The organism is Sphingobium chungbukense (assembly GCF_001005725.1).
GTDB lineage: Bacteria > Pseudomonadota > Alphaproteobacteria > Sphingomonadales > Sphingomonadaceae > Sphingobium > Sphingobium chungbukense.
Genome location: NZ_LBIC01000001.1, coordinates 1,070,241 through 1,092,108, shown reverse-complemented (window position 1 = coordinate 1,092,108; position 21,868 = coordinate 1,070,241). Strand labels below are relative to the sequence as shown.

General features: G+C 64.3%; 20 protein-coding genes. 8 read left to right on the top strand and 12 right to left on the bottom strand.

All coding sequences use genetic code 11. From position 1 onward, the window contains the following. Nucleotides 1–98 precede the first annotated feature (98 nt). Entirely contained in the window at nt 99–1,433 is a 1,335-nt protein-coding gene (locus YP76_RS05500; protein ID WP_046762662.1) for a dicarboxylate/amino acid:cation symporter, read from the top strand. A gap of 20 nt (nt 1,434–1,453) precedes the next feature. Here the strand turns inward: YP76_RS05500 and cpdR are convergent, their stop codons facing one another. Continuing rightward, on the bottom strand, nt 1,454–1,831 hold the full coding sequence (cpdR, locus tag YP76_RS05495) for a cell cycle two-component system response regulator CpdR (protein WP_046762502.1): 378 nt from the start codon (nt 1,829–1,831) through the stop codon (nt 1,454–1,456). A 149-nt stretch (nt 1,832–1,980) separates the two neighbouring features. Between cpdR and YP76_RS05490 the strand changes: the two genes are divergently transcribed. Together YP76_RS05490 and YP76_RS05485 are read left to right on the top strand one after the other, a co-directional pair. Further along, on the top strand, nt 1,981–2,874 hold the full coding sequence (locus YP76_RS05490) for an N-formylglutamate amidohydrolase (protein ID WP_046762501.1): 894 nt from the start codon (nt 1,981–1,983) through the stop codon (nt 2,872–2,874). Between the two features lie 102 nt (nt 2,875–2,976). Continuing rightward, the gene (locus tag YP76_RS05485; protein WP_046762500.1) at nt 2,977–4,347 is read left to right on the top strand and encodes an OprO/OprP family phosphate-selective porin; all 1,371 of its coding nucleotides are present in this window, start codon (nt 2,977–2,979) and stop codon (nt 4,345–4,347) included. Between the two features lie 265 nt (nt 4,348–4,612). Here YP76_RS05485 and sdhA read toward each other — a convergent pair whose 3' ends face one another. The 3 genes from sdhA to sdhC are packed head-to-tail and all read right to left on the bottom strand — an operon-like array spanning nt 4,613 to nt 7,211. Next, nucleotides 4,613–6,427: a succinate dehydrogenase flavoprotein subunit gene (sdhA, locus tag YP76_RS05480; RefSeq protein WP_046762499.1), complete on the bottom strand. Its 1,815-nt coding sequence runs from the start codon at nt 6,425–6,427 to the stop codon at nt 4,613–4,615. Then, nucleotides 6,427–6,816: a succinate dehydrogenase, hydrophobic membrane anchor protein gene (gene sdhD, locus YP76_RS05475; RefSeq protein WP_046762498.1), complete on the bottom strand. Its 390-nt coding sequence runs from the start codon at nt 6,814–6,816 to the stop codon at nt 6,427–6,429. The genes sdhA and sdhD overlap by 1 nt, the downstream gene beginning before the upstream one ends. Further along, nucleotides 6,816–7,211, bottom strand: a complete 396-nt coding sequence (gene sdhC / locus YP76_RS05470; protein WP_046762497.1) for a succinate dehydrogenase, cytochrome b556 subunit — start codon at nt 7,209–7,211, stop codon at nt 6,816–6,818. Before sdhC ends, sdhD begins: the two co-directional genes overlap by 1 nt. A gap of 190 nt (nt 7,212–7,401) precedes the next feature. Here sdhC and YP76_RS05465 point away from each other — a divergent pair, with 190 nt between their 5' ends. The 4 genes from YP76_RS05465 (at nt 7,402) to YP76_RS05450 (ending at nt 12,239) form a co-directional block, all read left to right on the top strand. Then, on the top strand, nt 7,402–8,733 hold the full coding sequence (locus YP76_RS05465; RefSeq protein WP_197707369.1) for a methyl-accepting chemotaxis protein: 1,332 nt from the start codon (nt 7,402–7,404) through the stop codon (nt 8,731–8,733). A 187-nt stretch (nt 8,734–8,920) separates the two neighbouring features. Beyond that, nucleotides 8,921–9,934 carry a 50S ribosomal protein L11 methyltransferase gene (locus YP76_RS05460; RefSeq protein ID WP_046762496.1) on the top strand — a complete coding sequence of 338 codons (1,014 nt, stop codon included), beginning with the start codon at nt 8,921–8,923 and terminating at the stop codon, nt 9,932–9,934. Nucleotides 9,935–10,143: 209 nt separating this feature from the next. Further along, nucleotides 10,144–10,941, top strand: a complete 798-nt coding sequence (locus tag YP76_RS05455; protein WP_046762495.1) for a TrmH family RNA methyltransferase — start codon at nt 10,144–10,146, stop codon at nt 10,939–10,941. Then, nucleotides 10,938–12,239, top strand: coding sequence for an MFS transporter (locus tag YP76_RS05450; RefSeq protein WP_232307449.1), 1,302 nt, complete (start codon nt 10,938–10,940; stop codon nt 12,237–12,239). The genes YP76_RS05455 and YP76_RS05450 overlap by 4 nt, the downstream gene beginning before the upstream one ends. Here YP76_RS05450 and YP76_RS05445 read toward each other — a convergent pair. The 8 genes from YP76_RS05445 to YP76_RS05410 all read right to left on the bottom strand — a co-directional run bounded on the left by YP76_RS05445 (nt 12,223) and on the right by YP76_RS05410 (nt 20,294). Beyond that, on the bottom strand, nt 12,223–12,747 hold the full coding sequence (locus YP76_RS05445) for a GNAT family N-acetyltransferase (protein ID WP_046762494.1): 525 nt from the start codon (nt 12,745–12,747) through the stop codon (nt 12,223–12,225). The genes YP76_RS05450 and YP76_RS05445 overlap by 17 nt on opposite strands. Nucleotides 12,748–12,850: 103 nt before the next feature. Beyond that, complete coding sequence (locus YP76_RS05440; protein WP_046762493.1) at nt 12,851–15,478, bottom strand: TonB-dependent receptor plug domain-containing protein; 2,628 nt, start codon at nt 15,476–15,478, stop codon at nt 12,851–12,853. Between the two features lie 344 nt (nt 15,479–15,822). Then, the gene (rplS, locus tag YP76_RS05435; protein WP_046762492.1) at nt 15,823–16,191 is read right to left on the bottom strand and encodes a 50S ribosomal protein L19; all 369 of its coding nucleotides are present in this window, start codon (nt 16,189–16,191) and stop codon (nt 15,823–15,825) included. A gap of 10 nt (nt 16,192–16,201) precedes the next feature. Next, nucleotides 16,202–16,933 carry a tRNA (guanosine(37)-N1)-methyltransferase TrmD gene (trmD, locus tag YP76_RS05430; protein ID WP_046762491.1) on the bottom strand — a complete coding sequence of 244 codons (732 nt, stop codon included), beginning with the start codon at nt 16,931–16,933 and terminating at the stop codon, nt 16,202–16,204. Between the two features lie 3 nt (nt 16,934–16,936). After that, a complete protein-coding gene (gene rimM, locus YP76_RS05425) occupies nt 16,937–17,416 on the bottom strand; it encodes a ribosome maturation factor RimM (protein WP_046762490.1) in 480 nt (159 codons plus the stop codon). 5 nt (nt 17,417–17,421) lie between these two features. Next, nucleotides 17,422–17,883 carry a 30S ribosomal protein S16 gene (gene rpsP / locus YP76_RS05420; protein WP_046762489.1) on the bottom strand — a complete coding sequence of 154 codons (462 nt, stop codon included), beginning with the start codon at nt 17,881–17,883 and terminating at the stop codon, nt 17,422–17,424. 41 nt (nt 17,884–17,924) lie between these two features. Further along, a complete protein-coding gene (ffh, locus tag YP76_RS05415) occupies nt 17,925–19,376 on the bottom strand; it encodes a signal recognition particle protein (protein ID WP_046762488.1) in 1,452 nt (483 codons plus the stop codon). A 198-nt stretch (nt 19,377–19,574) separates the two neighbouring features. Further along, the gene (locus tag YP76_RS05410) at nt 19,575–20,294 is read right to left on the bottom strand and encodes a hypothetical protein (protein ID WP_046762487.1); all 720 of its coding nucleotides are present in this window, start codon (nt 20,292–20,294) and stop codon (nt 19,575–19,577) included. Nucleotides 20,295–20,461: 167 nt separating this feature from the next. On the opposite strand from YP76_RS05410, the gene YP76_RS05405 reads away from it, so the two are divergent. After that, on the top strand, nt 20,462–21,862 hold the full coding sequence (locus tag YP76_RS05405; RefSeq protein WP_046762486.1) for an amino acid permease: 1,401 nt from the start codon (nt 20,462–20,464) through the stop codon (nt 21,860–21,862). Nucleotides 21,863–21,868 lie beyond the last annotated feature (6 nt).

The window sequence follows — 21,868 nt, the reverse complement described above, 5'->3', positions numbered from 1 at the left end:
CAGGTAGCGCAAGCGGGAAATTTCGCCTTTTCGCTATTCTTCTGGACAGCCGATGGCCAGCCCATATGCTGCGGCGCGAAAAGGGGACGCGAGACATCATGCTGCCATCGACCACGCCGCCTGACCGGGCCGTCCAGCGCCTGCCGCTCTATCGCCAGCTCTATGTCCAGGTGCTGGTCGCCATCGCGCTGGGCGTGGCGATCGGGCATTTCTTCCCGGACATGGGCGTCGCGTTGCAGCCGTTGGGCGAAGCCTTCATCAAGCTGGTGAAGATGATCATCGCACCGGTCATCTTCCTCACCATCGTCACCGGCGTCGCAGGGATGAAGGAACTGGGCGCGATCGGCCGCGTCGCGGCAAAGGCCTTCGCTTATTTCCTGACCTTTTCCACGTTGGCGCTGATCGTCGGGCTGATCATCGCCAATGTCGTCCATCCCGGCGCGGGGCTGAACATCGACCCCGCGACGCTGGATGCGGGCAAGGTCGCCCAATATCAACAGCAGGCGCACGACCGCACGCTCACCGGCTTCCTGCTCGACATCATCCCCGGCACGCTGATCTCGGCGGTCGCGGACGGGCATAACATCCTTCAGGTGCTGTTCGTCGCAATCCTGTTCGGCATTGCGCTCACCATGGTGGGGGAGAAGGCGGAGCCGCTGATGACGGTGCTCGAATCTGCCAGCCACGCCCTTTTCAAGCTGGTGTCGTTGCTGATGAAGGCCGCGCCGCTGGGGGCATTCGGCGCCATGGCTTTCACGATCGGCAAATATGGCGTGGGCACGCTGGCCAATCTGGCCGGACTGGTGGCGACTTTCTACCTGACCTCGGCGCTGTTCGTGCTGGTGGTGCTGGGCATCGTGGCGCGTCTGGCGGGGTTCAACATCCTGCATCTGATCCGCTATCTGAAGGCGGAGCTGTTGCTGGTGCTCGGCACCTCTTCCTCCGAAGCGGCCTTGCCCAGTCTGATCGAAAAGATGGAACGCGCCGGTTGCCGCAAGTCGGTGGTCGGGCTGGTCGTGCCCACCGGATACAGCTTCAACCTGGACGGCACCAACATCTACATGACGCTGGCGGCACTGTTCATCGCGCAGGCGACCAATGTGCATCTGGGCCTGGAGGAGCAACTGCTGCTGCTGCTGGTCGCGATGCTGTCGAGCAAGGGCGCGGCCGGCGTGACCGGGGCGGGGTTCATCACCCTGGCCGCGACGCTGTCGATCGTGCCGTCGGTGCCGGTCGCGGGGATGACGCTGATCCTGGGTGTCGACCGCTTCATGAGCGAATGCCGCAGCCTTACCAATTTCATCGGCAACGCTGTGGCGACGGTCGTGGTGTCGGCCTGGGAGAAGGGGCTTGATCGCGAGCGTTTCGCCGCCGCCATGGCGGGCACGCCGCTGCCCCCCACGCCGGACATGGAGGAAGTGGTGGCCGCTTGAGGCCGACCCCGCCGAGATCGTCAGTTGAGGCCGGTCAGGCTCTCGCTGCCGAACATCCGCTCCACTTCCAGCACCAGTTCGCGCAGGTGGAAGGGCTTGGAGAGCACCTTGGCCTGCGGCACCGCCTTGCCGGCTTTCAGGGTGACGGCGGCAAAGCCGGTGATGAACATGATCCGCGTGTCCGGTGCGACGGAGGCGGTATGCTGGGCGAGTTCGATGCCGTCCATTTCCGGCATGACGATGTCTGTCAGCAGCAGGTCGAAGCGGTCGCTCTCGATATGCGGGACAGCCTGCGCGCCCGTGGCGACGGCGACGACGTCATAGCCCGACCTTTCCAGGGCGCGGGCCAGATAGGCACGCATGCTGTCATCATCTTCGGCTAGCAGAATTCGAACCATTGCCCCGTTTGTCTCGCCCCAGGCCCCGACCGGCCGTCCCCATGGATCGCCCCCTTCGCGGATGGCGTGTCGCCCCTATATATGCGACAAGGTGTAAATATTATCCAGCCGAGTAACCATTTTTGGGTGGCGGCGTGAAAGGGCATGATTTGGATCATAGCGCGCCATCCGTTCCCCGCCGATCCTGCGCCGCCTATGACCTCCATGGCCCGGAAGAGCCGATCAGTCCCGTCATCCTGTCCGTTCCCCATGCCGGCCGCGATTATGACGAGTCGCTGCTGGCGCAGGCGCGGGTCCGGCCGGAAATATTGCAGCGGCTGGAGGATCGCTGGGCGGACTTGCTGGCCCATCCGGTGATGGATGGCGGCCATAGCGTGCTGGTGGCGCGGGCGCCAAGGGCGATGATCGACCTCAACCGCCATGAACGGGAAGTCGATCCCGGCATGGTGACGGGCCTTCCACGCGATGTGGCCCTGCACAGCAGCGCCAAGTTGCGCGGCGGGCTGGGACTGATCCCCCGCCGTTTGCCCGGCGCGCATGAATTATGGTTGCGGCCGCTGGGCTGGACGGAGGTGCAGCGGCGAATCGAAACCGTCCATCGCCCCTATCATGCCGAACTGGCTCGGCTGATGCGGGCGGCGCGCGATCTTTATGGCCACGCGATCCTGATCGACCTTCATTCCATGCCGCCGCTGCCCCCACCCGCCGCTGGGCAGGCGCCGCCGGATCTCGTGCTGGGCGATCGTTTCGGGCGCAGCGCATCGGCCCGGCTGATGATGTTGGCGGCAGACGTGGCGGCCTCCCACGGTGTCACCGCGGCACTGAACCATCCCTATGCCGGCGGCCATATGATCGAGCGGCATGGCCATCCCGACCACGGCCTTTATGCCATGCAGCTGGAGTTCGACCGCAGCCTTTATCTGGACGCGGCAATGGAGCAGCCGGGGGAGGGATTGGATCGGATAAGGCGGGTCGTCTCATCGATCGTCGGTGCGCTGGCGGAGGAACTGCCACGATCGGGCTATGCTCTGGCGGCGGAATAGGTCGGCCTGCCCGCCATTGTCGCAAAAATGAAATATTACTGACGCTTCCATGTAATAATTAATTCATATTGGCGTCACCCGATATTTGTCGGGATTTCATTCATGCGGACCTCTCCTTGCGCCGGTATATTGGGGGCTGGCGGACTCGCCCTCTGCCTGATGCCTTTACCCGCCGTCGCGCAGGCAATCAGCGAAACCGAGGCACAGGAACTGCGCGCCCAGATCGCCACGCTCAAGGCGCAGGTCGATCGACTGGAAGCCCGCCTGGGGAGCGCCGCCCCAACGCCTGCGACCCCGCCACCGCCCGTACAGCCGGCAGCCCCGGCCACCAGCATCGGCTGGAAGGGCGGTCCGGTGTTCAGCAGCGGGTCGGCCAGCTTCAAGGTGAAGGGCCGCATCCAATATGATGCGGGCATGCTGATGACGCCGCCGAGCGTGCAGGATCGCGCCAAAGGATATTCCAACGAGTTGCGCCGGCTACGCCTGGGTGGCGAAGGCAAGCTGGGCGGCGGTTTCGGTTACAAGCTGGAGACGGAGCTTTCCGACAATGGCGTCGATCTGGTCGACACGTTCATAACCTATGAGACGGGCAAATGGCTCGTCACGCTGGGCAATCACAACCAGTTCCAGTCGCTGGACGAACTGATCGGCGACACCACCGGCTCGGTGATGGAGCGGGCGGCCTTCACCGATGCCTTCGGTTTCGAGCGGCGATTGGGCCTGTCGGTGCAATATCAGGCCGGGCCGTTGCTGGCGCAGGCGGGCATCTTCTCCGACAGCGCCGACTCGCTGACCAACGACGCCGACGGGCCTGACGGAGGCGACGAGAATAACAGCTATGGCGTCGATGGGCGTATCGTGTTCGCGCCCAAATGGGGGGACACACAGCTACATTTCGCGCTGTCCGGCCATTGGCGCGATTTTCAGCGCCTGTCGGAAACGCCGCAGCGCTACCGGCAACGGGCCTATTTCCATAGCGCCAACAGCCGTTTCCTGGCCACGCCCCGGATCGCGGCCAAGGGGGAAAGCCATTACGGCATGGAACTGGCCGGCACGCAGGGGCCGTTCTGGTGGGCGGGCGAGGCGCACTGGTTGCGGGTCGATCGGCCGTGGCTGGCCGATCCGACCTTCTTCGGCGGCTATGCCGAGGTCGGCCTGTTCCTGACCGGCGAGACCCGCAGCTACAAGAACGGCATTTTCGGCAGCACCAGGCCGAAAAAATCCGTCGGCAGCGGCGGCCTGGGCGCCTGGCAGGTGGCGTTGCGCTATGATTATCTGGATCTCAACGACCGGGACATCGTGGGTGGCACGCAGAATGCCTATGTCGCCGCGCTGGTGTGGACGCCGATCGAATATCTCCGCTTCAACCTCAACTATGCACGGATCGATTATCGGGATGCCGCGATCCTGGCGGGGACCAGGGCCGATTATGGGGTGAATGTGGTCGGCTGGCGGGCGGAACTAGACTTCTGATCCGGCCAAATCGACGGTGAAAGAAAAGCCGCACGGACATGGCCGGCGGCGGATCGTGGGGCAACGGACGAGCCATCGGGGATAGAGGATGGCCAAAAGCTGACCATGAAAAAGGGCGGCACCTTCCGGCCCGCCCCCTTCTCATATCACCTGACGGTGCGCATTAGAGCGCGCTGCGTTAAATCGTACGCAAGCCGCGCGTTCTAGTTTTTGTTGTCGCATCGTTTTAAGCGCAAAACCGGTTCCCACTTTTGCGCACGATGCTCTAGTAAACGCGCGCCTTGGGCTTGATATATTCCGCCTCGTCCGTGAGCGTGTAGTCGTGCACCGGACGGTAATCGAGCGTCACCTTGCCGCCCTTTCCGCCCCAGCCTTCGAACCAGCTTACCGTGTGCTTCATCCACTCATTGTCGTCGCGGTTCGGGAAATCCTCATGCGCGTGGGCGCCGCGGCTTTCCTTGCGGTTTTCCGCGCTGACCATGGTGCAGACCGCCTGCGACATGAGGTTGTCCAGCTCCAGCGTCTCGATAAGGTCGGTGTTCCAGATCAGCGAGCGGTCGGACACGCCGACATCGGCCAGGCTCTGGTTGACCTGCGTCATCTTGGCGACACCCTCGGCCAGCAACGCGCTGTCGCGGAACACGGCGGCATGCTTCTGCATGGTGTGCTGCATTTCGAGACGGATCTTCGCCGTGGGCGAACCGCCCTTGGCATTGCGATAATGGTCGAGACGCGACAGCGCCAGATCGGCCGCATCGGCCGGCAGCGGACGGTGCGAATCGTTGGGCTTGATCGTCTCCTTGAGGTGCAGGCCGGTCGCGCGGCCAAACACGACAAGGTCGATCAGCGAGTTCGAACCCAGGCGATTCGCGCCATGGACCGACACGCAGGCCGCTTCGCCGACCGCATAGAGGCCCGGCACCACCACTTCCGGATCGTCACCGACCTTGGTCACCACCTGGCCATGATAGTTACAGGGGATGCCGCCCATATTATAGTGGACGGTCGGCGTCACCGGCAGCGGCTGACGGGTAAGGTCGACGCCCGCGAAGATCTTGCCGCTTTCGGTGATGCCCGGCAGGCGCTCGGCCAGCACCTTGGGATCGATATGGTCGAGGTGCAGGAAGATATGGTCCTTGTTCGGACCCACGCCGCGCCCTTCGCGCATTTCCATCGCCATCGATCGCGACACGACGTCGCGCGACGCCAGGTCCTTCGCCGACGGGGCATAGCGCTCCATGAAGCGCTCGCCCTCGGAGTTGGTGAGGTAACCGCCCTCGCCGCGCGCGCCTTCGGTGATCAGCACGCCCGCGCCGTAGATGCCGGTCGGGTGGAACTGCACGAACTCCAGATCCTGGAGCGGCAGGCCCGCGCGCAGCACCATGCCGCCGCCGTCGCCGGTACAGCTATGCGCCGAAGTGGCGGAGAAGTAAGCACGACCGTAACCGCCGGTCGCCAGCACCACCGCCTTCGAACGGAAGCGGTGGATCGAGCCATCCTCCATGCAGATGGCGATGACGCCCCGGCATTCCTTGCCGTTCGGGCCGTCTTCCATGATCAGGTCGATGGCGAAATATTCGATGTAGAAATCCGCGTCATATTTCAGCGACTGCTGATAGAGCGCGTGCAGCATGGCGTGGCCGGTACGGTCGGCCGCGGCGCAGGTGCGCTGCACCGGCGGGCCCGCGCCCATATTCTGCATGTGGCCGCCGAAGGGACGCTGGTAGATGGTGCCATTGTCGTTGCGGCTGAACGGCACGCCGGCATGTTCCAGCTCGATCACCGCCGCAGGCGCTTCGCGCACCATATATTCGATCGCGTCCTGGTCGCCCAGCCAGTCCGACCCCTTGACGGTGTCGTACATGTGCCAGGTCCAGTGGTCGGGCGAGTTGTTGCCAAGGCTGGCGGCGATGCCGCCCTGCGCCGCCACGGTATGGCTGCGGGTCGGGAACAGCTTGGTGATGCAAGCCGTCTTCAACCCCGCTTCGGCGCTGCCCATGGTGGCGCGCAGGCCGGAGCCGCCAGCACCCACGACGACCGTGTCGTAGGTGTGGTCGATGATCTTGTAGGCTTCGCTCATTATTTGACGATCCCCGTGAAGGCGATCTTGGCGATCGCGAAGACGCCCGCGGCCGCGCCGCCAAAGGCATAGAAGTTCAGCAGCAGCATGGAGAGGAAGGCCAGCCCCTTGTCATGGACATAATCCTCCAGCATCACCTGCATGCCGAGGCGCAGGTGCCAGAAGATGCTGACGATCATCAGCATCAGCGGCACCGCGACCAGCGGATGGGCGATCCAGTTGTGAACGCTCTGATAATCCAGCCCCGGCAGGGCGATCAGGCTGAACAGCAGCCACAGCACCAGCAGCAGGTTGCCGACGGCGGTATAACGCTGCGCCAGCCAGTGATGTGCGCCGTGGCGGGCAGAGCCAAGACCACGGACGCGGCCGATTCCGGTTCCCGTTCCCATCAGAATTTCCCCGTGCAGATCGCGGCCCAGAAGGCCAGGGTGGCAAGCACCGAAAGGACGAAGGTCAACAGCGACCAGAGCTTGTTGTTCTTCAGCTCGTAGCCCGCGCCCATGTCGAGCACGAAATGGCGCAGCCCCGAAAAGAGATGCTGGAAGAAGAACCAGCTGAGGCCCGCCATCACCAGATAGCCGATGGGCGACGTCGCGCACTTCACGAAGGTCGCATAGGCTTCCGGTCCGCTTGCAGCGGCCATCAGCCACCAGACCAGACCCAATGCGCCGACCGTTGCCAGACCGTTGCCGGTCACGCGGTGCATGATGGAAACGGCCATCGCTGGCCCCCATTTCCAGATCGTCAAATGCGGCGAGAGCGGCCGGCTCGTGGTTCGCGCCATATCTTCCCTACGTCCCTGATGTTTGTCCCTCGAGTCCCGTCCCCTTAGGAGCGATCCGCGAAGAGGGCAAGCCGCCCTGGCCCTGCGGCGGACGGATAAAGGAAAGCGGACCGATATGAGCTAAGAAGTGATTAACCAAATGGCGCTATCCCGGCACGACCAACAAGACCAATTTGGGGTTCTGCCGCACATGACTTCCGCCGCCACGCCCAAAAACGCCATCCTTGCGATGATGAGGGAGGTCGACCCGCATGGTGAACTGGCGCAGGGCCTGCGCCAGATCCGCGACCTGGTGGGTGAAAATATGACGGTGGCGGCGCGCACTTTCTACGACGCCTATCTCGAACAGACGAATCTGCGTGCCAAGCTCAACCCCGCGACGCTCGCCAAGATCGAAACCGAAGCGCACGAATATGTGCGCCAGAAGCTCGGCTATTATGAAGCGGGCGAATGGGCATTGTCCTCGATCGCCTGCGTGCGCCATGCCCGCAAGCAGGGGGCGCCGTTGCGCGCTGTCCTGATGCCGGTGGCGGCGGCCAACGAAAAGCTGATCGATCTCATCTGGGAACGTACGGAGGTGGAAGCGGACCGCCGCCGGCTGGTCCATGTCATGATGCATGTCGGCATGATCGACGCCGGACTGATGGCGAATGTGCTCGCCAGCGATGAAGCGGAAGCCCAGCGCAACGAGCGCCAGCGCTTCGGCACCCTGTTCGAACAGCGGATCGTGGGCGAGATCGACGGCGCCTCGCAACTGGGCGAATCGCTGCGCGAACAGGCCAAGGACGCTTCGGCCGCCACGCGGGGCATGTTGGGCAAGGCGTCGGAAGTCGCCGCCGCCGCCGAACAATCCGCCCTCGCCATGCGCGAAGCGGCCCGTACCTCGGCCGGCCTCATCCGTGCGATCGAGGATGCCCGTACCGAGGTCGAAAGCGCGGCCGGCGTGGCCCAGCGCGCGGCACGCCAGTCAGGCGACGCGGTCGCCATGTCGACGACGCTGACCGATCATGCCAAGTCGATCGAATCGATCCTGGGCCTGATCCGCGACATTGCGGGCCAGACCAACCTGCTCGCGCTCAACGCCACGATCGAGGCCGCCCGCGCGGGCGATGCCGGACGCGGCTTCGCCGTGGTCGCGCAGGAGGTGAAGAGCCTCGCCAACCAGACCGCCCGCGCCACGGACGAGATCGCCGGCAAGATCGCCGACATCCAAGCCTCGACTCGCCAGTCGGTCGAAACCAACGAACGAATCCGCGACACGGTGGGCGAGGTTCAGGCCAGCGCCGAACGCATCCGCCACGCCATGGACGCGCAGGCGCAGACGGTGACGATGATCACCGCGGCGGTCGACGAAACAGCCCTGGCCGCCGACTCCATGTCCTCGACCATCAGCGCGATCCGCCAGGATACGGAAGTCGTGGCCTCCGAAATCGACCAGCTCGAACGGGGCTTCATGAGCGTGGAGGGCAAACTCTCCAGCCTGCGCGCGGCCTCCTCCGACTTCGGCAAGCAGGTCGCTTGACGGCGGCTTGGCCATGAACGGTCTCTCCTCGCTCCTTCTGGGCAGGGACTGAGCGAAGTCGAAGGCCCGTGTCGAAGGGTCCGCGCAAAATCCTTCGGACGAACCGAACTGGAAAAGCCGACGGTCAACTCACCACCTGAAGCCACCCCGCTTCCCCTATCTCGTCCAAAAGTCTAAAGGCGGCGGCATGACCGATGCCGCCCCAACCCCCGAACCGGAACCAGCCGCACAAAGCTGGAAAGTCACCCTCCCCTGCACTCGCGCCGAGGCGGAGGCGCTGGACGGCGACATAGCGGCCTTCGCCCTGATGGACCGTCCGCCCGTGCTGATGACCAGCGAGGCGGCACCCGACGATGAAGAAAGCTGGCGGCTGGAAGCCTATTTCGAGGGTCAGCCCAGCTCCGCCGCGATCAAGCTGCTCCGTTCCCTGGTCCCCTCCGCCGCGGGTGTCAGGCCGCAGGTCGAACAGCTCCCCGACGAGGATTGGGTGACATTGAGCCAGCAGGGCCTGGAACCCGTCACCGCCGGGCGCTTCCACGTCCGCAATCTTGCCAGCGATCCGGAGCGACCCGGCCATGTCAATTTCCTGATCGAGGCAAGCCGTGCCTTCGGCACCGGCCAGCATGAAACCACGGCGGGTTGCCTGATCATGCTCGACCGGATGCGCCGCGTCGGCATGCGCTTCGGCAATGTCGCGGATATCGGCACCGGCACGGGTCTGCTCGCCTTCGCCGCCCTGCATCTGTGGCCGCGGACTTATGCGACGGCATCGGACATCGATCCGGTGGCCGTGGAGATCAGCGCGGCCAACGCCGCCGCAAACGGCATTGCGACCGGGAAGGGCCAGGGCCAGATCGCGCTCTATACGGCCGCGGGCGTCGACCACCCCGCCATCATCACCCGCGCGCCCTATGACCTTCTGATAGCCAATATACTGGCGGGTCCACTGATCGAACTGGCGCCTTCGCTTTGCGCCCTTGTGGAGGAAGGCGGCACCATCGTCCTTGCCGGCCTGCTCAAGGAACAGGCCGATGCCGTGCTGGCCGCCTACCGCGCCCAGGGCATGCGCCTTGCCGAACGCACCGATCGCGGCGACTGGCCAACGCTCCGTCTGCGCAAGCGCCCGCGCATCGGCTGGAAACGTCCGACCCGTCTCGACGGCAATGCCCGCGGCGAAGCGCCCGGCTTCGGCAGCCTGTGACCTACGGGAATGGGTGGGAAACGGGCAGCGGGCCCGATCTTAAGAGAAACGGAAAGGGCCTCGACGGGCTTGGCCCGAACGGCTTTCCCCCGGTCCGCTCGTGGCCGTTCCCACCCAAATCCTGACATTCCAAGCCCCCTACCCTTTTCCCCGCTCCCCCTATAGAGAGGCCGTTTCGGCGGACCTTCGAAAAGGCAAGAGACAGGATCGTGGCGCGAGAGATCACCGGATTTTCCAACCCGCTGGTGAAGCGCGTCCGATCCCTGCGCGAGAAGAAATTCCGCAAGGCCGAAGGGCTGTTCCTGGCAGAAGGGCTGCGCATCCTGACCGAAGCGCGCGAGGAAGGCGTGCTGCCCGAAATGCTGTTCCATGCCGGCTCGACCCATCCCCTCGCCGCCGATCTGATCGCGGCGATGGAGGCGGCGGGCGGCGATGTCATCGAAACCACGCCCGACATATTGGCCAAGATCAGCGGGAAGGATAACCCCCAGGCCGTGGTCGGCGTGTATCGCGACCGGCTGACCCCGCTGGCGAAGCTCGACAGAACCAAGGCCGATATCTGGATCGTCGCCCAATCGCTGCGCGATCCCGGCAATCTGGGCACGATCCTGCGCACCGGCGATGCGGTCGGCGCTGGCGGCCTCATCCTGATCGACGATTGCGTCGATCCCTTCTCCGTCGAATCCGTACGCGCCAGCATGGGCGCGCTCTTCACCCAGTCGATCACCCAGGCACGCTGGGGGGAATTCATGCACTGGCTGCGCGAAGGGCCGGGCGAACTGATCGGCACCAGCCTGAAGGCCACGCACGACTATCAGGAACCGCGCTACCAAAGCCCCAGCTTCCTGCTGGTCGGCAATGAAGCGCAGGGTTTGCCTGAAAGCTATGAGGCGCAATGCGACCTGCTGGTGAAGATGCCGATGCTGGGCAAGGCGGACAGCCTGAACGCAGCGGTCGCTTGCGCGGTCATGGCCTATGAATTGCTGAACCAGAAAAGAGCGAAATGATGGCGACAGGGGCGGTGGCAGCGGGTTCGGGGGAAATGGACGGCATCGGCGCGATGCTGCGCCACAAGCGGGTTCTGGCGGCCAGCCTGATCGGCACGGCGGTCGAATTTTACGACTTCTATATCTACGCCACCGCCGCCAGCCTGGTCTTCGGCCCGCTTTTCTTTCCCTCCTCTTCCCCTTCCGCGCAATTGCTGGCGGCCTATGGCAGCCTCGCCCTCGCCTTTTTCGCCCGGCCCTTGGGCGCGGCAGTGTTCGGCCATTATGGCGACCGCATCGGGCGCAAGACGACGCTGGTGACGTCGCTGATGCTGATGGGTGGATCGACCCTCGCCATCGGGTTCCTGCCGACCTATCAGAGCATCGGCTGGTGGGCGCCGCTGATCCTGTGCATCCTGCGCTTCGGTCAGGGCTTCGGCCTTGGCGGCGAATGGGGCGGCGCAGCGCTGCTGGCGGTGGAGAACGCCCCGCCGGGCTGGCGGGCGCGCTTCGGCATGTTCCCGCAATTGGGCGCGCCGGTCGGCTTCCTCGCCGCCAACGGGCTGTTCCTGATCCTCGGCACCTTCCTCAGCGACAAGGATTTCTTCGCCTGGGGCTGGCGCCTGCCTTTCCTGGGCAGCGCGGTGCTGGTGTTGCTGGGCCTGTGGATTCGCCTGAAGCTCACCGAGACGCCCGAATTCGTGGCCGCCCGCACCGAGGCGCCGCCGCCCGCCGTGCCGCTCGCAACCTTGTTCCGCAGCCATCTCGGCGCCGCGATCGCGGGCACCTTCGCCTGCGCCGCCTGCTTCGCCGTCTATTATATCGCGACCGCCTTCGCGCTGGGCTATGGCACGACCACGCTCAAGATCGACCGCGAAACCTTCCTGGCGATCCAGCTCGGCGCAATCCTGTTCATGGCGCTCAGCATCATCCTCGCCGGCTGGTGGGCGGACAGGAGCAGCCCGACCCGCGTGCTGGTGGCCGGCTGCATCGGCACGGTGGCGATGGGCGTGATTTTCGGCCCCGCCATCGGCACTGGGCAATTGCTGCCGATCTTCCTGATCCTCAGCCTCGCCTTGTTCCTGATGGGCTTCGTCTACGGCCCGCTGGGCGCCTATCTGCCGCATCTCTTCCCGGTGCAGCTCCGCTATACCGGCGCCTCCTTCGCCTTCAATCTGGGCGGGATCATCGGCGGCGCGCTGGCGCCGATCGTCGCGACCTGGCTGATCGGAATGCAGGGCGTGGCGCTGGTCGGCCTCTATATGTCGGCGGCGGCAGCGCTCAGCCTGATCGGCCTGTGGTTCACAAGTCGGCAATAGGCTTGCGCATCAGGATCAGCGGCACGCCGCTATCCTCGAACGCATGCACATCGATGAAACCGAAGCTGCGATAAAGCGGCACGCCCGCCATGGTGGCGGACAGTTCCAGCGCGGAGAAACCCTCCATCCGCGCCGCCTGTTCGCAGAGTGACAGGATCAGCCTGCCAACGCCCTTCCTCACATGGTCGGGATGCGTGTACATCGCCCGCACCTTGGCCGCCTCTGTCCCCGGATCGAGCAGCCGGTCGTCACGGCCCGCACTATGATTGCCGCCATAAGCCGTCGCGCGCCGGCTCCAGCCGCCGCAACCGGCGATCTGCCCCTGATCCTCGATCACGAAATAAGTGCCGTCGCTGATCAACCGGCTGTCCAGCCCCATGAAAGCATGGCTCGCCCGCACCTGCTCAGGCGTCAGAAAACCAGACTGCAACCCGTCGATCGCCAGCCTCATCACATGGACAAGCGATGGTTCATCGGCGGGAATGGCGAGACGGTGAAGGAGCGACATAGGCTGATGCACCAGGAGAAAGGAAAAGGCGGCGACGGCCCAGGCCGATCGCCGCCTTCCCTGTCGAACAAGAGACCGAGCCGAGTGGCCCGTCCCTCTATTCTTAGAAGGTCACATTCACACGCGCATAATAATAGCCGCCATTGATGCCATAGGGCGAGATGAGCGGATATTTGCTCGTCGAATAGCCGCGTTCCATATTGGCCAATTCGGTGTTGCGGATGAACTCCTTGGACCGTTGGGTCGGATATTTGTTGAACAGGTTGTTCGCGCCCACGGAGATCTTGATCGGCTTCGCGATCTGATAGCCGAGTTCAAGATCGGTGAGGAACGCCTCCTTGACCGGAACCTTGATCAGATTGCCCGCATCCGGACCGCTGCGCGCATTTTCCAGCGTGTAGACCTGCGAATAATAGCTTTCGCGCAGGTTGGCGGTGAACTTGCCCCAGGTCCAGAAGGCGTTGAACGTCCCCCGGAAGCGCGGCGTGCTATGCTCCAGTTCCACCTCGCTCGACGCGTCGATCAGGCGCGTCAACTCCGGATTGACCGTGCTGGAATAGAGCGCGGCAGGAAGCGGATTGATCCCCAGAACCTTGTTCTGGTTGTAGTTGGCGGTCAAGGTCAGGTCGAGCTTGCCCAGATCGCCCAGATCAGCGAGGTAGCTCGCCACCAGATCGACGCCGCGGGTCCGCATCTTCACGCCGTTGACGAAGCTCTGCACCGACACGCCGCCCTCGGTATTGCGGTCGACGCCATTGTCCGCGAACAGCACATAGGCCGGGATGGCATCCGCCGTACGCCAATCGGTCACCGTGCTGCTGCCGCCCAGCGCCGCATTCACCGCGCTCAGCACCGCGAGCTGGTTGTAGATGGCATATTGGTCGGCATTGAAGGGCAGACAGGCCGCCGCATTGCTGCCGGCATAGCCCGCCGGGCAACGATTGCCGGTGAAGCCCGAGAAGGCCGTTGAGGTCATGATGCGGTTGCGGATCGTGATCTGATAGGCGTCGAGCGTAAGGGTGAAGTTCCGCGTTGGGTTGAAGACCGTACCTAGGCTGAAGTTGGTCGATTTTTCAGGCTTGAGACCGCCGAAGCCCAGCGATCCCGCCGCAGCGGAAGCAGGCGGAAGCACGCCGCCGATAAAGCCCGGACCCACGTTCAGGCCCGAATAGCCGCCTTCCGCCAAGGTCGGCGCGCGGAAGCCGGTGCTGACCGTGCCACGCAGCGCGAAGGCATCGGAAAAGTCATAGCGGGTGGTCAGCTTGAAGACCGTCGTGTCGCCGAAATCGCTATAATGTTCGTGACGCACCGCGCCGTCGACCAGCCAGTTTTCGACGGGCTTCAGACTGATGTCCAGATATTGCGAGAAATTGTCCCGCTTGTACTTGCCCGCGTCATTGGGGCTGTAGCCGAAGAAGGACTGCGCGCCGCCGCCATAATAGGAGGCCGGATCGCCCGCGCGGATACCATAGGTTTCGTGCCGGAATTCCAGGCCCGCGGCAACGTTGACCGGCTCCGACAGCCCCACGTCGAACGCATGGGTCAGGTCGAGCGTGTTGCTCCACTGGGTGTTGAAGAAATCGCCATTGTGGAAGGTTTGGGGCGTGAAGCCGGTATCGGCGTAAAGCTGGGCATTGGCCGAGTGGTAGACATAGACCTTGACCAGATCCTTGCCATAGGTGGACGCCAGGTCGAAGGTCGTGTCGCCCACCGTGCCGCGGAAGCCGCCAGTCACCGAATAGTCGGTCTCGTCGATGCGCTCCTGCGGCTGGAAGCCACCGGCATAATAGGGCACGCCGCTGGCGCTGACGACGGTCGTCGGCGGACGGGTGTTTTCATAGGCGGCGGCCTTCTTGTGGCCGTAGCTGCCGAAGCTGTAGATTTCATAATCGCCGAATTCATAGCCGGCATTGTAGTTCACGACCGTCTGGTCGATGTGCGGATCGCCGATGATCCGGTTGGTATAGGGATAGCCCAGCAGATTCTTGATTGCGGGATAGGCGGTGGACAGCCGGATCGCCTGCGGATTGATGTCGCCGCGGAAGCTGAAACCCTTGTGCTTCTTCTGCGCGGAGATGTTCAGATAGGCGCCATCGAAGGGCGCCATGCCGATATTGCCGCCGATCGCATAGGTCTTGCCGCCCTGATCATAATATTCGCCGCCGGTCAGGTTGATCGACCCGCCATGGTCAGCCTTCTTCTGGAGGAAGTTGATGACGCCCGCGATCGCGTCCGTGCCATATTGCGCCGCCGCGCCGTCCTGCAACACTTCGACCCGCTCGATCGATTCGGGCAGGATGAAGCTGATGTCCGGCGCCGCGCTGCCACCATAGGGGCCGCCGGCTACCGAGACGTTGGCGGTACCATGGCGGCGCTTGCCGTTGACCAGGATCAGCGTGTGGTTCGGGCTGAGGCCGCGCAGCTTCATCTGCAAATTATGCGCCTGAAGGTCGCCGCCGAAGGATTGCGCCTGAACCGAGGGAAGCTGCTGCGCCAGGCTCTGCATCAGGTCCGGCGACCCCGTGCGCTGCAATGTGTCCGCGCTCAGAAGCTGGATTGGTGCCGGACTATCGGCCGCCCTCATCCCGGTGATGCGCGTACCGGTGACGATGATCGCGGCGCCATCAGTAGCCGAAGCCGCCTGCGGATCGCTGGTCTGGGCCAGGGCCGAGGCTGAAGACGACAGCGCAATAATCATGGCCGTGCGGGAAACGAAACTCTTATAATTCATGAAATAGCCCCCTTGCTTTCTTATGAAGAGAGCCTCTCCTGGCCGATCTTTTATTTTTTCATTGTCCCAGTTTCGTTCAATATCTTCGAGACACACTCCCCCCGCGCCAGACCGACTGGTCTGGTCGTCGGAAATATTGAGTATTGTCTAGAAACGGAACGCTGACACAAAACCGCCATCAATGAGAAACGAATTTTGTTATTGGCGCAAAATCCGGTTCAGGCACCTGGCGCAATCAGGAAGCGATTTCGATCATATCATTGGAAAACAAAGAAAAAGGCGGCACCCCATTGGGGTGCCGCCTGTATCTTTTATACAACTGTCAAGAACAGTTGAACGGGCGATCAGTCCTCGCCGCGCACGTCGCGGCGCTCGGCGATGCGAGCGCGCTTGCCGGTACGGCCGCGCAGATAATAGAGCTTCGCACGACGCACCACGCCCTTGCGGACGACGGTGATCGAATCGATGTTCGGCGAATAGAGCGGGAAGACGCGCTCCACACCCTCACCGAAGCTGATCTTGCGCACGGTGAAGTTGCTGCCCATCCCCTTGTTCGAACGGGCGATGCAGACACCTTCATAGTTCTGGACGCGGCTGCGGTCGCCTTCGACGACCTTCACACCGACGCGCAGCGTGTCACCCGGACGGAATTCCGGAATATCCTTGGCGAGGGCCGCGATGTTCTCGGCCTCGATCTGCTGGATCAAGTTCATGACTCAGGTCCTATTCTTCGCGTTGCGCACCAGAGGGCGACTGGTCCCGAACGCCGATATGACGTTCCCAAAGGTCCGGCCGCCTTAGCCGTGTATCGTCCTCCGCCCTTTGTTTCCGCCAGGCGGCGATCTTCGCATGATCCCCCGATCGCAACACTTCAGGGATCGTGCGCCCTTCCCATTCAACAGGTCGGGTATAATGTGGATATTCGAGAAGGCCGCTTTCGAAGCTCTCTTCATCCCCACTGGAAGCGGCGCCCATTACCCCAGGAAGCAGGCGGATGCAAGCATCCAACAGCATCAGCGCGCCCATCTCTCCGCCGGAAAGGATGATGTCGCCCATGCTGATCTGTTCGACCGGGCGGGCCTCGAAAATCCGCTCGTCAAAGCCCTCGAACCGGCCGCAGAGGATGGTGGCGCCGGGACCGGCGGCGAGCGCGCGAATGCGACCCTGCGTGACCGGCGCCCCGCGCGGCGTCATCGCAAGCACGGGCAGGTCCGGACGCCGTGCCAGCGCATGATCGACGGCAAGGCCCAGTATGTCGGCGCGCAGCACCATGCCCGCGCCGCCACCAGCAGGGGTATCGTCGACCGTGCGATGTTTATCGGTGGCGAAGTCGCGAATGTGGATCGGATCGCACACCCATTTCCCCTCCGCCAGCGCCCGCCCGGCGAGCGACACGCCCAGCGGCCCCGGAAACATCTCCGGATAGAGGGTGAGGATCTGCGCGGCGAAGCTCATCGGTCAGGCTGCGAAAGCCGCCTCGATAACCGCCCGCTCATCCGCGATCGTGACCGCATGCATCGGCGCCATGAAGCGCTTCCCATTGGGCCGCTCCACCTCGATAATGTCGCCCGCGCCAAAATTCTCGACCGCGACGACATGACCCAGCCCTTCGCCATCACTGGAAAAGCAGGGCAGGTCGATCAGGTCGGCATGATAATATTCGCCCTCACCCAGCGCGGGCAAGGCGGAGCGGGGCACGGTCAATTCCGTCCCGCGCAGCCCTTCCGCCGCCGTGCGATCGCCGATCTCGGCAAAGCGCGCGACCGCGCCATTGGGGCCGGGGCGCACCGACTTCAACGTCAACATGCGCCCCGCCGCATCGAAGCTGCCATAGGATTTGAGCGTCTCCGCCCCCTCCCCGAACAGCTTCAGACGGACTTCGCCCGCCACCCCATGCGCACCGATGACGACGGCGAGAGTGACGGGCTTGTCGGTCAAAGGACTCAGCCCTCGGCCTGCTCGGCGGCCGCTTCTTCAGCCGGAGCGGCTTCTTCGGCAGGCGCTTCGGCGGGCGCGGCAGCAGCCTCGGCAGCAGCAGCCTTGGCCGCTTCGGCGGCTTCGGCGGCTTCAGCGGCCTTGGCGGCGCGATCTTCGGCGCGGTCCTTGGCCTTCTGACCCGGCTCCGCCTTCTTCGGGTTGTTGCGGGCGGCGCGTTCCTTCACGCCCGCGGCGTCGAGGAAGCGGGCCACGCGGTCGGTCGCCTGGGCACCGGCGGCAACCCAGTGCTTCGCGCGCTCGACGTCCAGAACGACGCGCTTTTCGTCGCCCTTGGGCAGGACGGGGTTGTAGCTGCCGATACGCTCGATGAACTTGCCGTCACGCGGAGCGCGGCTGTCGGCCACGACGATGCGATAATAGGGACGCTTCTTGGAGCCGCCGCGCGACAGACGGATGGAGGTTGCCATGGAACTTGCCTTTCTACTCTAAACCAAATGACTGAAAACGCTTATTTCTTCATGAAATTCTGAAATCCGGGCGGCAGGTTCGGCATATTGCCGCCCAACCCCGGCAAGCCCTGCGGCGGCGCACCGCCACCGCCCAGCATCCCGTCGAGCCCGCCACCCGTGAACATCTTGGCCAGCCCTTTGAGGCCGCCCATCTTGCGGATCTTCTTCATCGCCGTTTCCATTTCCTGATGCATTTTCAGGAGACGGTTGACTTCCTGCACCGTGGTGCCCGAACCCTTGGCGATGCGGATCTTGCGCTTGGCGTTGATCAGGGCGGGCTTCTCCCGCTCCTTGGGCGTCATCGACCCGATCATCGCATCGAGATGGATCAGCGTCTTGTCGTTGGCGCCGCTGTTCGCCATCGCCGCCTGCGCCTTCTTGAGGCCCGGCAGCATGCCCGCCAACGCGCCAAGGCCACCCATGCGGCGCATCTGGTTCAATTGGGCGCGCAGGTCGTTCATGTCGAACTGACCCTTGGCCATTTTCTTGGCGAGCTTGTCGGCTTCCTCGGCGTCGATCGTCTCGGCGGCCTTCTCGACCAGCGAGACGACGTCGCCCATGCCCAGGATGCGCTGCGCCACGCGGGCCGGATGGAAAGGCTCGATCGCATCGAGCTTTTCGCCCGTGCCGGCGAACTTGATCGGCCGCCCCGTGACCGCGCGCATCGACAGCGCCGCACCGCCGCGCGCATCGCCGTCCATACGGGTCAGCACCACGCCGGTCAGCGGAACCTGCGCCGTAAAGCTGGTCGCGACATTCACCGCGTCCTGACCGGTCAGCGAGTCGACCACCAGCAGGATTTCCGCCGGGTTGGAGACTTCGGCCACCGCCTTCATCTCGTCCATCAGCGCCTGGTCGACGTGCAGGCGCCCCGCGGTATCGAGCATCACCACGTCGAAGCCCTGGAGCTTCGCGGCCTGCAACGCCCGCCTGGCGATATCGACCGGCTGCTGGCCCGGCACGATGGGCAGCGTCGCCACATCGGTCTGGGTGCCCAGCACCGCCAACTGCTCCTGCGCGGCGGGGCGCTGGACGTCGAGCGACGCCATCAACACCTTCTTGCGCTCTTTTTCCTTCAGACGCTTGGCGATCTTGGCGGTGGAGGTGGTCTTGCCCGACCCCTGCAAGCCGACCATCATGATGACGGCGGGCGGGGTGACATCGATCAGCAGGTCGGAGGATTCAGAACCCAGCGTCTCGGTCAGCGTATCCGAGACGATCTTGACGACCATCTGCCCCGGCGTGACCGACCGCAGCACATCGCTGCCGACCGCCCGCTCCGTCGCCTGATCGACGAACTGGCGGACCACCGGAAGCGCGACGTCTGCCTCCAGCAGCGCGATTCGCACCTCGCGCATCGCGGCGCGGACATCGTCCTCCGTCAGCGCACCGCGCCCACGCAGCTTGTCGAATACCCCACCGAGACGATCGCTTAGCGAATCGAACATCATCACCTCATTTGGGCCGAAAGGCCCGGAAAACTGCGCTTACCCCGCCAAACGACAAAATCGCCGGCGGGCGAATCCTCGCCGGCCAGCGTCCATCCGGTGCCCCTCTTGGGCGCCATGGATCTGTCAGGGTATCAGGCGGCGGACCGCCCGATTGCAGGGGCGCCCTTAACGCAAGCGGGCGCCCGACGCAACCGAAACTCAGCCCGCCAAAGCCGAAGCGAGCCAGAGGAAGGGCGGCGTCGCGGCCAGCACCGGCACGGCCAGCCCTTCGGCCAGGATCACTGCCGCACCGACACCATAGGCCGGATGCACCCGCCCGCGCGACACGAGATCATGGGCGATCGCCACCGCCACGAACAGCAATTGCCCGCCCATCACCGCAAGTCCGGCCCAGGGTCCCAGCAGCGGCATCGGCAGAATCCGCCCGAAAGCCGGTCCGATGATCGAGATCATGGTGCAGAGCATCAGCCTCTTGTGCCATTCCGTCCGGCGGCGCAGGCGGACGGCGGCGGTCAGCAGCGCGACGAAGGCGATCAGTTCCAACGCGCTCAAGGCCAGGAAGATCGGCATCGTGAAGAAAGGCGGCACGCGATCCAGCGCCACCGCCATGACGGCGGTGAACGCGCCCAGCGGCACCATCGCCGTCGCCATCCCCACCGCGACCCAGCCCAATCGCCGATGCAGCGCGATCGACTGGCGATGGGCCAGCGCATTCTGCGTGACGAACAGCAGCGTCCAGCTCACGAACACCGCGGCGTGCACATGCACCCAATAGGGCGCGCGCGAGACATCGACCAACCCCCGCAACGCGAAGGAGCCGAAACCGCCGATCACCGTCGCCGCGATGGCAACCGCCATTCCCAGATAAAAGCCGTTGTCCCGGGCCGATGCCGGGGCGGTCGACGCAGCAGCATCCATGGGACGCCCTCCCCCCTAAATTTATGCCGTCGCGACCTTTGTTTGCGGCTCCGTAACAGAATATCAGGGGAGTCGCGAGGGGCGGCGATCCACTGCCTTACATTTGTACAAAATTTTCTTGCCAGCCGCGCCATCAACGGCATGGTGCCCGCAAAAGGGGAAAAGACATGAGCTGGACGCGCCGCAAGCCGATGGAGGCGATGATGCCCGCCCATGAAGGGCACAGGCTGGCGCGCACCTTGTCCTGGCCGCACCTGCTGGCGCTGGGCGTGGGCGCGATCGTCGGCACCGGCATATTGACGCTGATCGGCGTGGGCGCGGACCGGGCCGGCCCTGCGGTACTGCTGTCCTTCGCCATTGCAGGGGCCATCTGCGCCTGCGCGGCGCTGGCCTATGCCGAACTCTCGACCATGATGCCCGCCGCCGGGAGCGCCTATAGCTACAGCTATGTCGTGCTGGGCGAGGGCATCGCCTGGATCGTCGGATGGAGCCTGATCCTCGAATATTCGCTGGTGGTGTCGACCGTGGCGGTGGGCTGGTCCGGCTATGCCGCGCCTTTGCTGACCTCGGTGGGCTTCCCAGACCTGCTGACGAGGGGGCCGGAACTGGGCGGCCTCGTCAACCTGCCCGCCATCTTCATCATCGCCGTGGTCGCCGGGCTGCTGATGCTGGGCACCCATGAAAGCGCGCGGCTGAACAGCCTGCTCGTGCTCATCAAGATCGCGACCTTGAGCCTGTTCGTCGCCATCGCCCTTCCTGCCTTCGACGCACAGAATCTCCACCCCTTCATGCCCTTCGGCTTCGCCAAGTCGATGGGCCCCGATGGAGTCGAGCGCGGCGTCATGGCGGCGGCGGCGATCATCTTCTTTGCCTTCTACGGCTTCGACGCCATCTCCACGGCGGCGGAAGAGGCGAAGAACCCCGATCGGGACCTCGCCATCGCCATCGTCGGATCGCTGATCGTCTGCACACTCATCTATGTGCTGGTAGCGGCGGCGGCGGTCGGCGCCATGCCCTTCACCCGCTTTGCCGACAGCCCGGAGCCGCTCGCGCTGATCCTGCGCGAAATGGGCCAGGGACAGGTGGCGCGAATCGTCGCCATCGCGGCGGTGATCGCCCTGCCGACGGTGCTGCTCGGCTTCCTCTACGGCCAGAGCCGCATCTTCCTCGTCATGGCCCGCGACGGTTTCCTGCCGCAAAGGCTGGCCCAAATCTCGAAACGCGGCACCCCCGCCCGGATCACCGCCGTCACCGCCATATTGGTCGCGATCATCGCAGGCGTCCTGCCCATCGACGAGATCGCCGCGCTCGCCAATGCGGGCACGCTGATCGCCTTCACCGCCGTCGGCGCCTGCCTCCTCATCCTGCGCCGCCGCAGGCCCGCCATGAAACGTCCCTTCCGCACCCCCGCCGGATGGCTGGTCGGCCTTGGCGCCATCGGCGGCTGCGCCTATCTGTTCATCAGCCTGCCGATGAAGACCATCCTCGCCTGCCTGATCTGGAACGCCATCGGCCTGGCCGTCTATTTCCTCTATGGACGCAAGCGCGCATCCTTGAGCGCCGCTTAGGGTGGC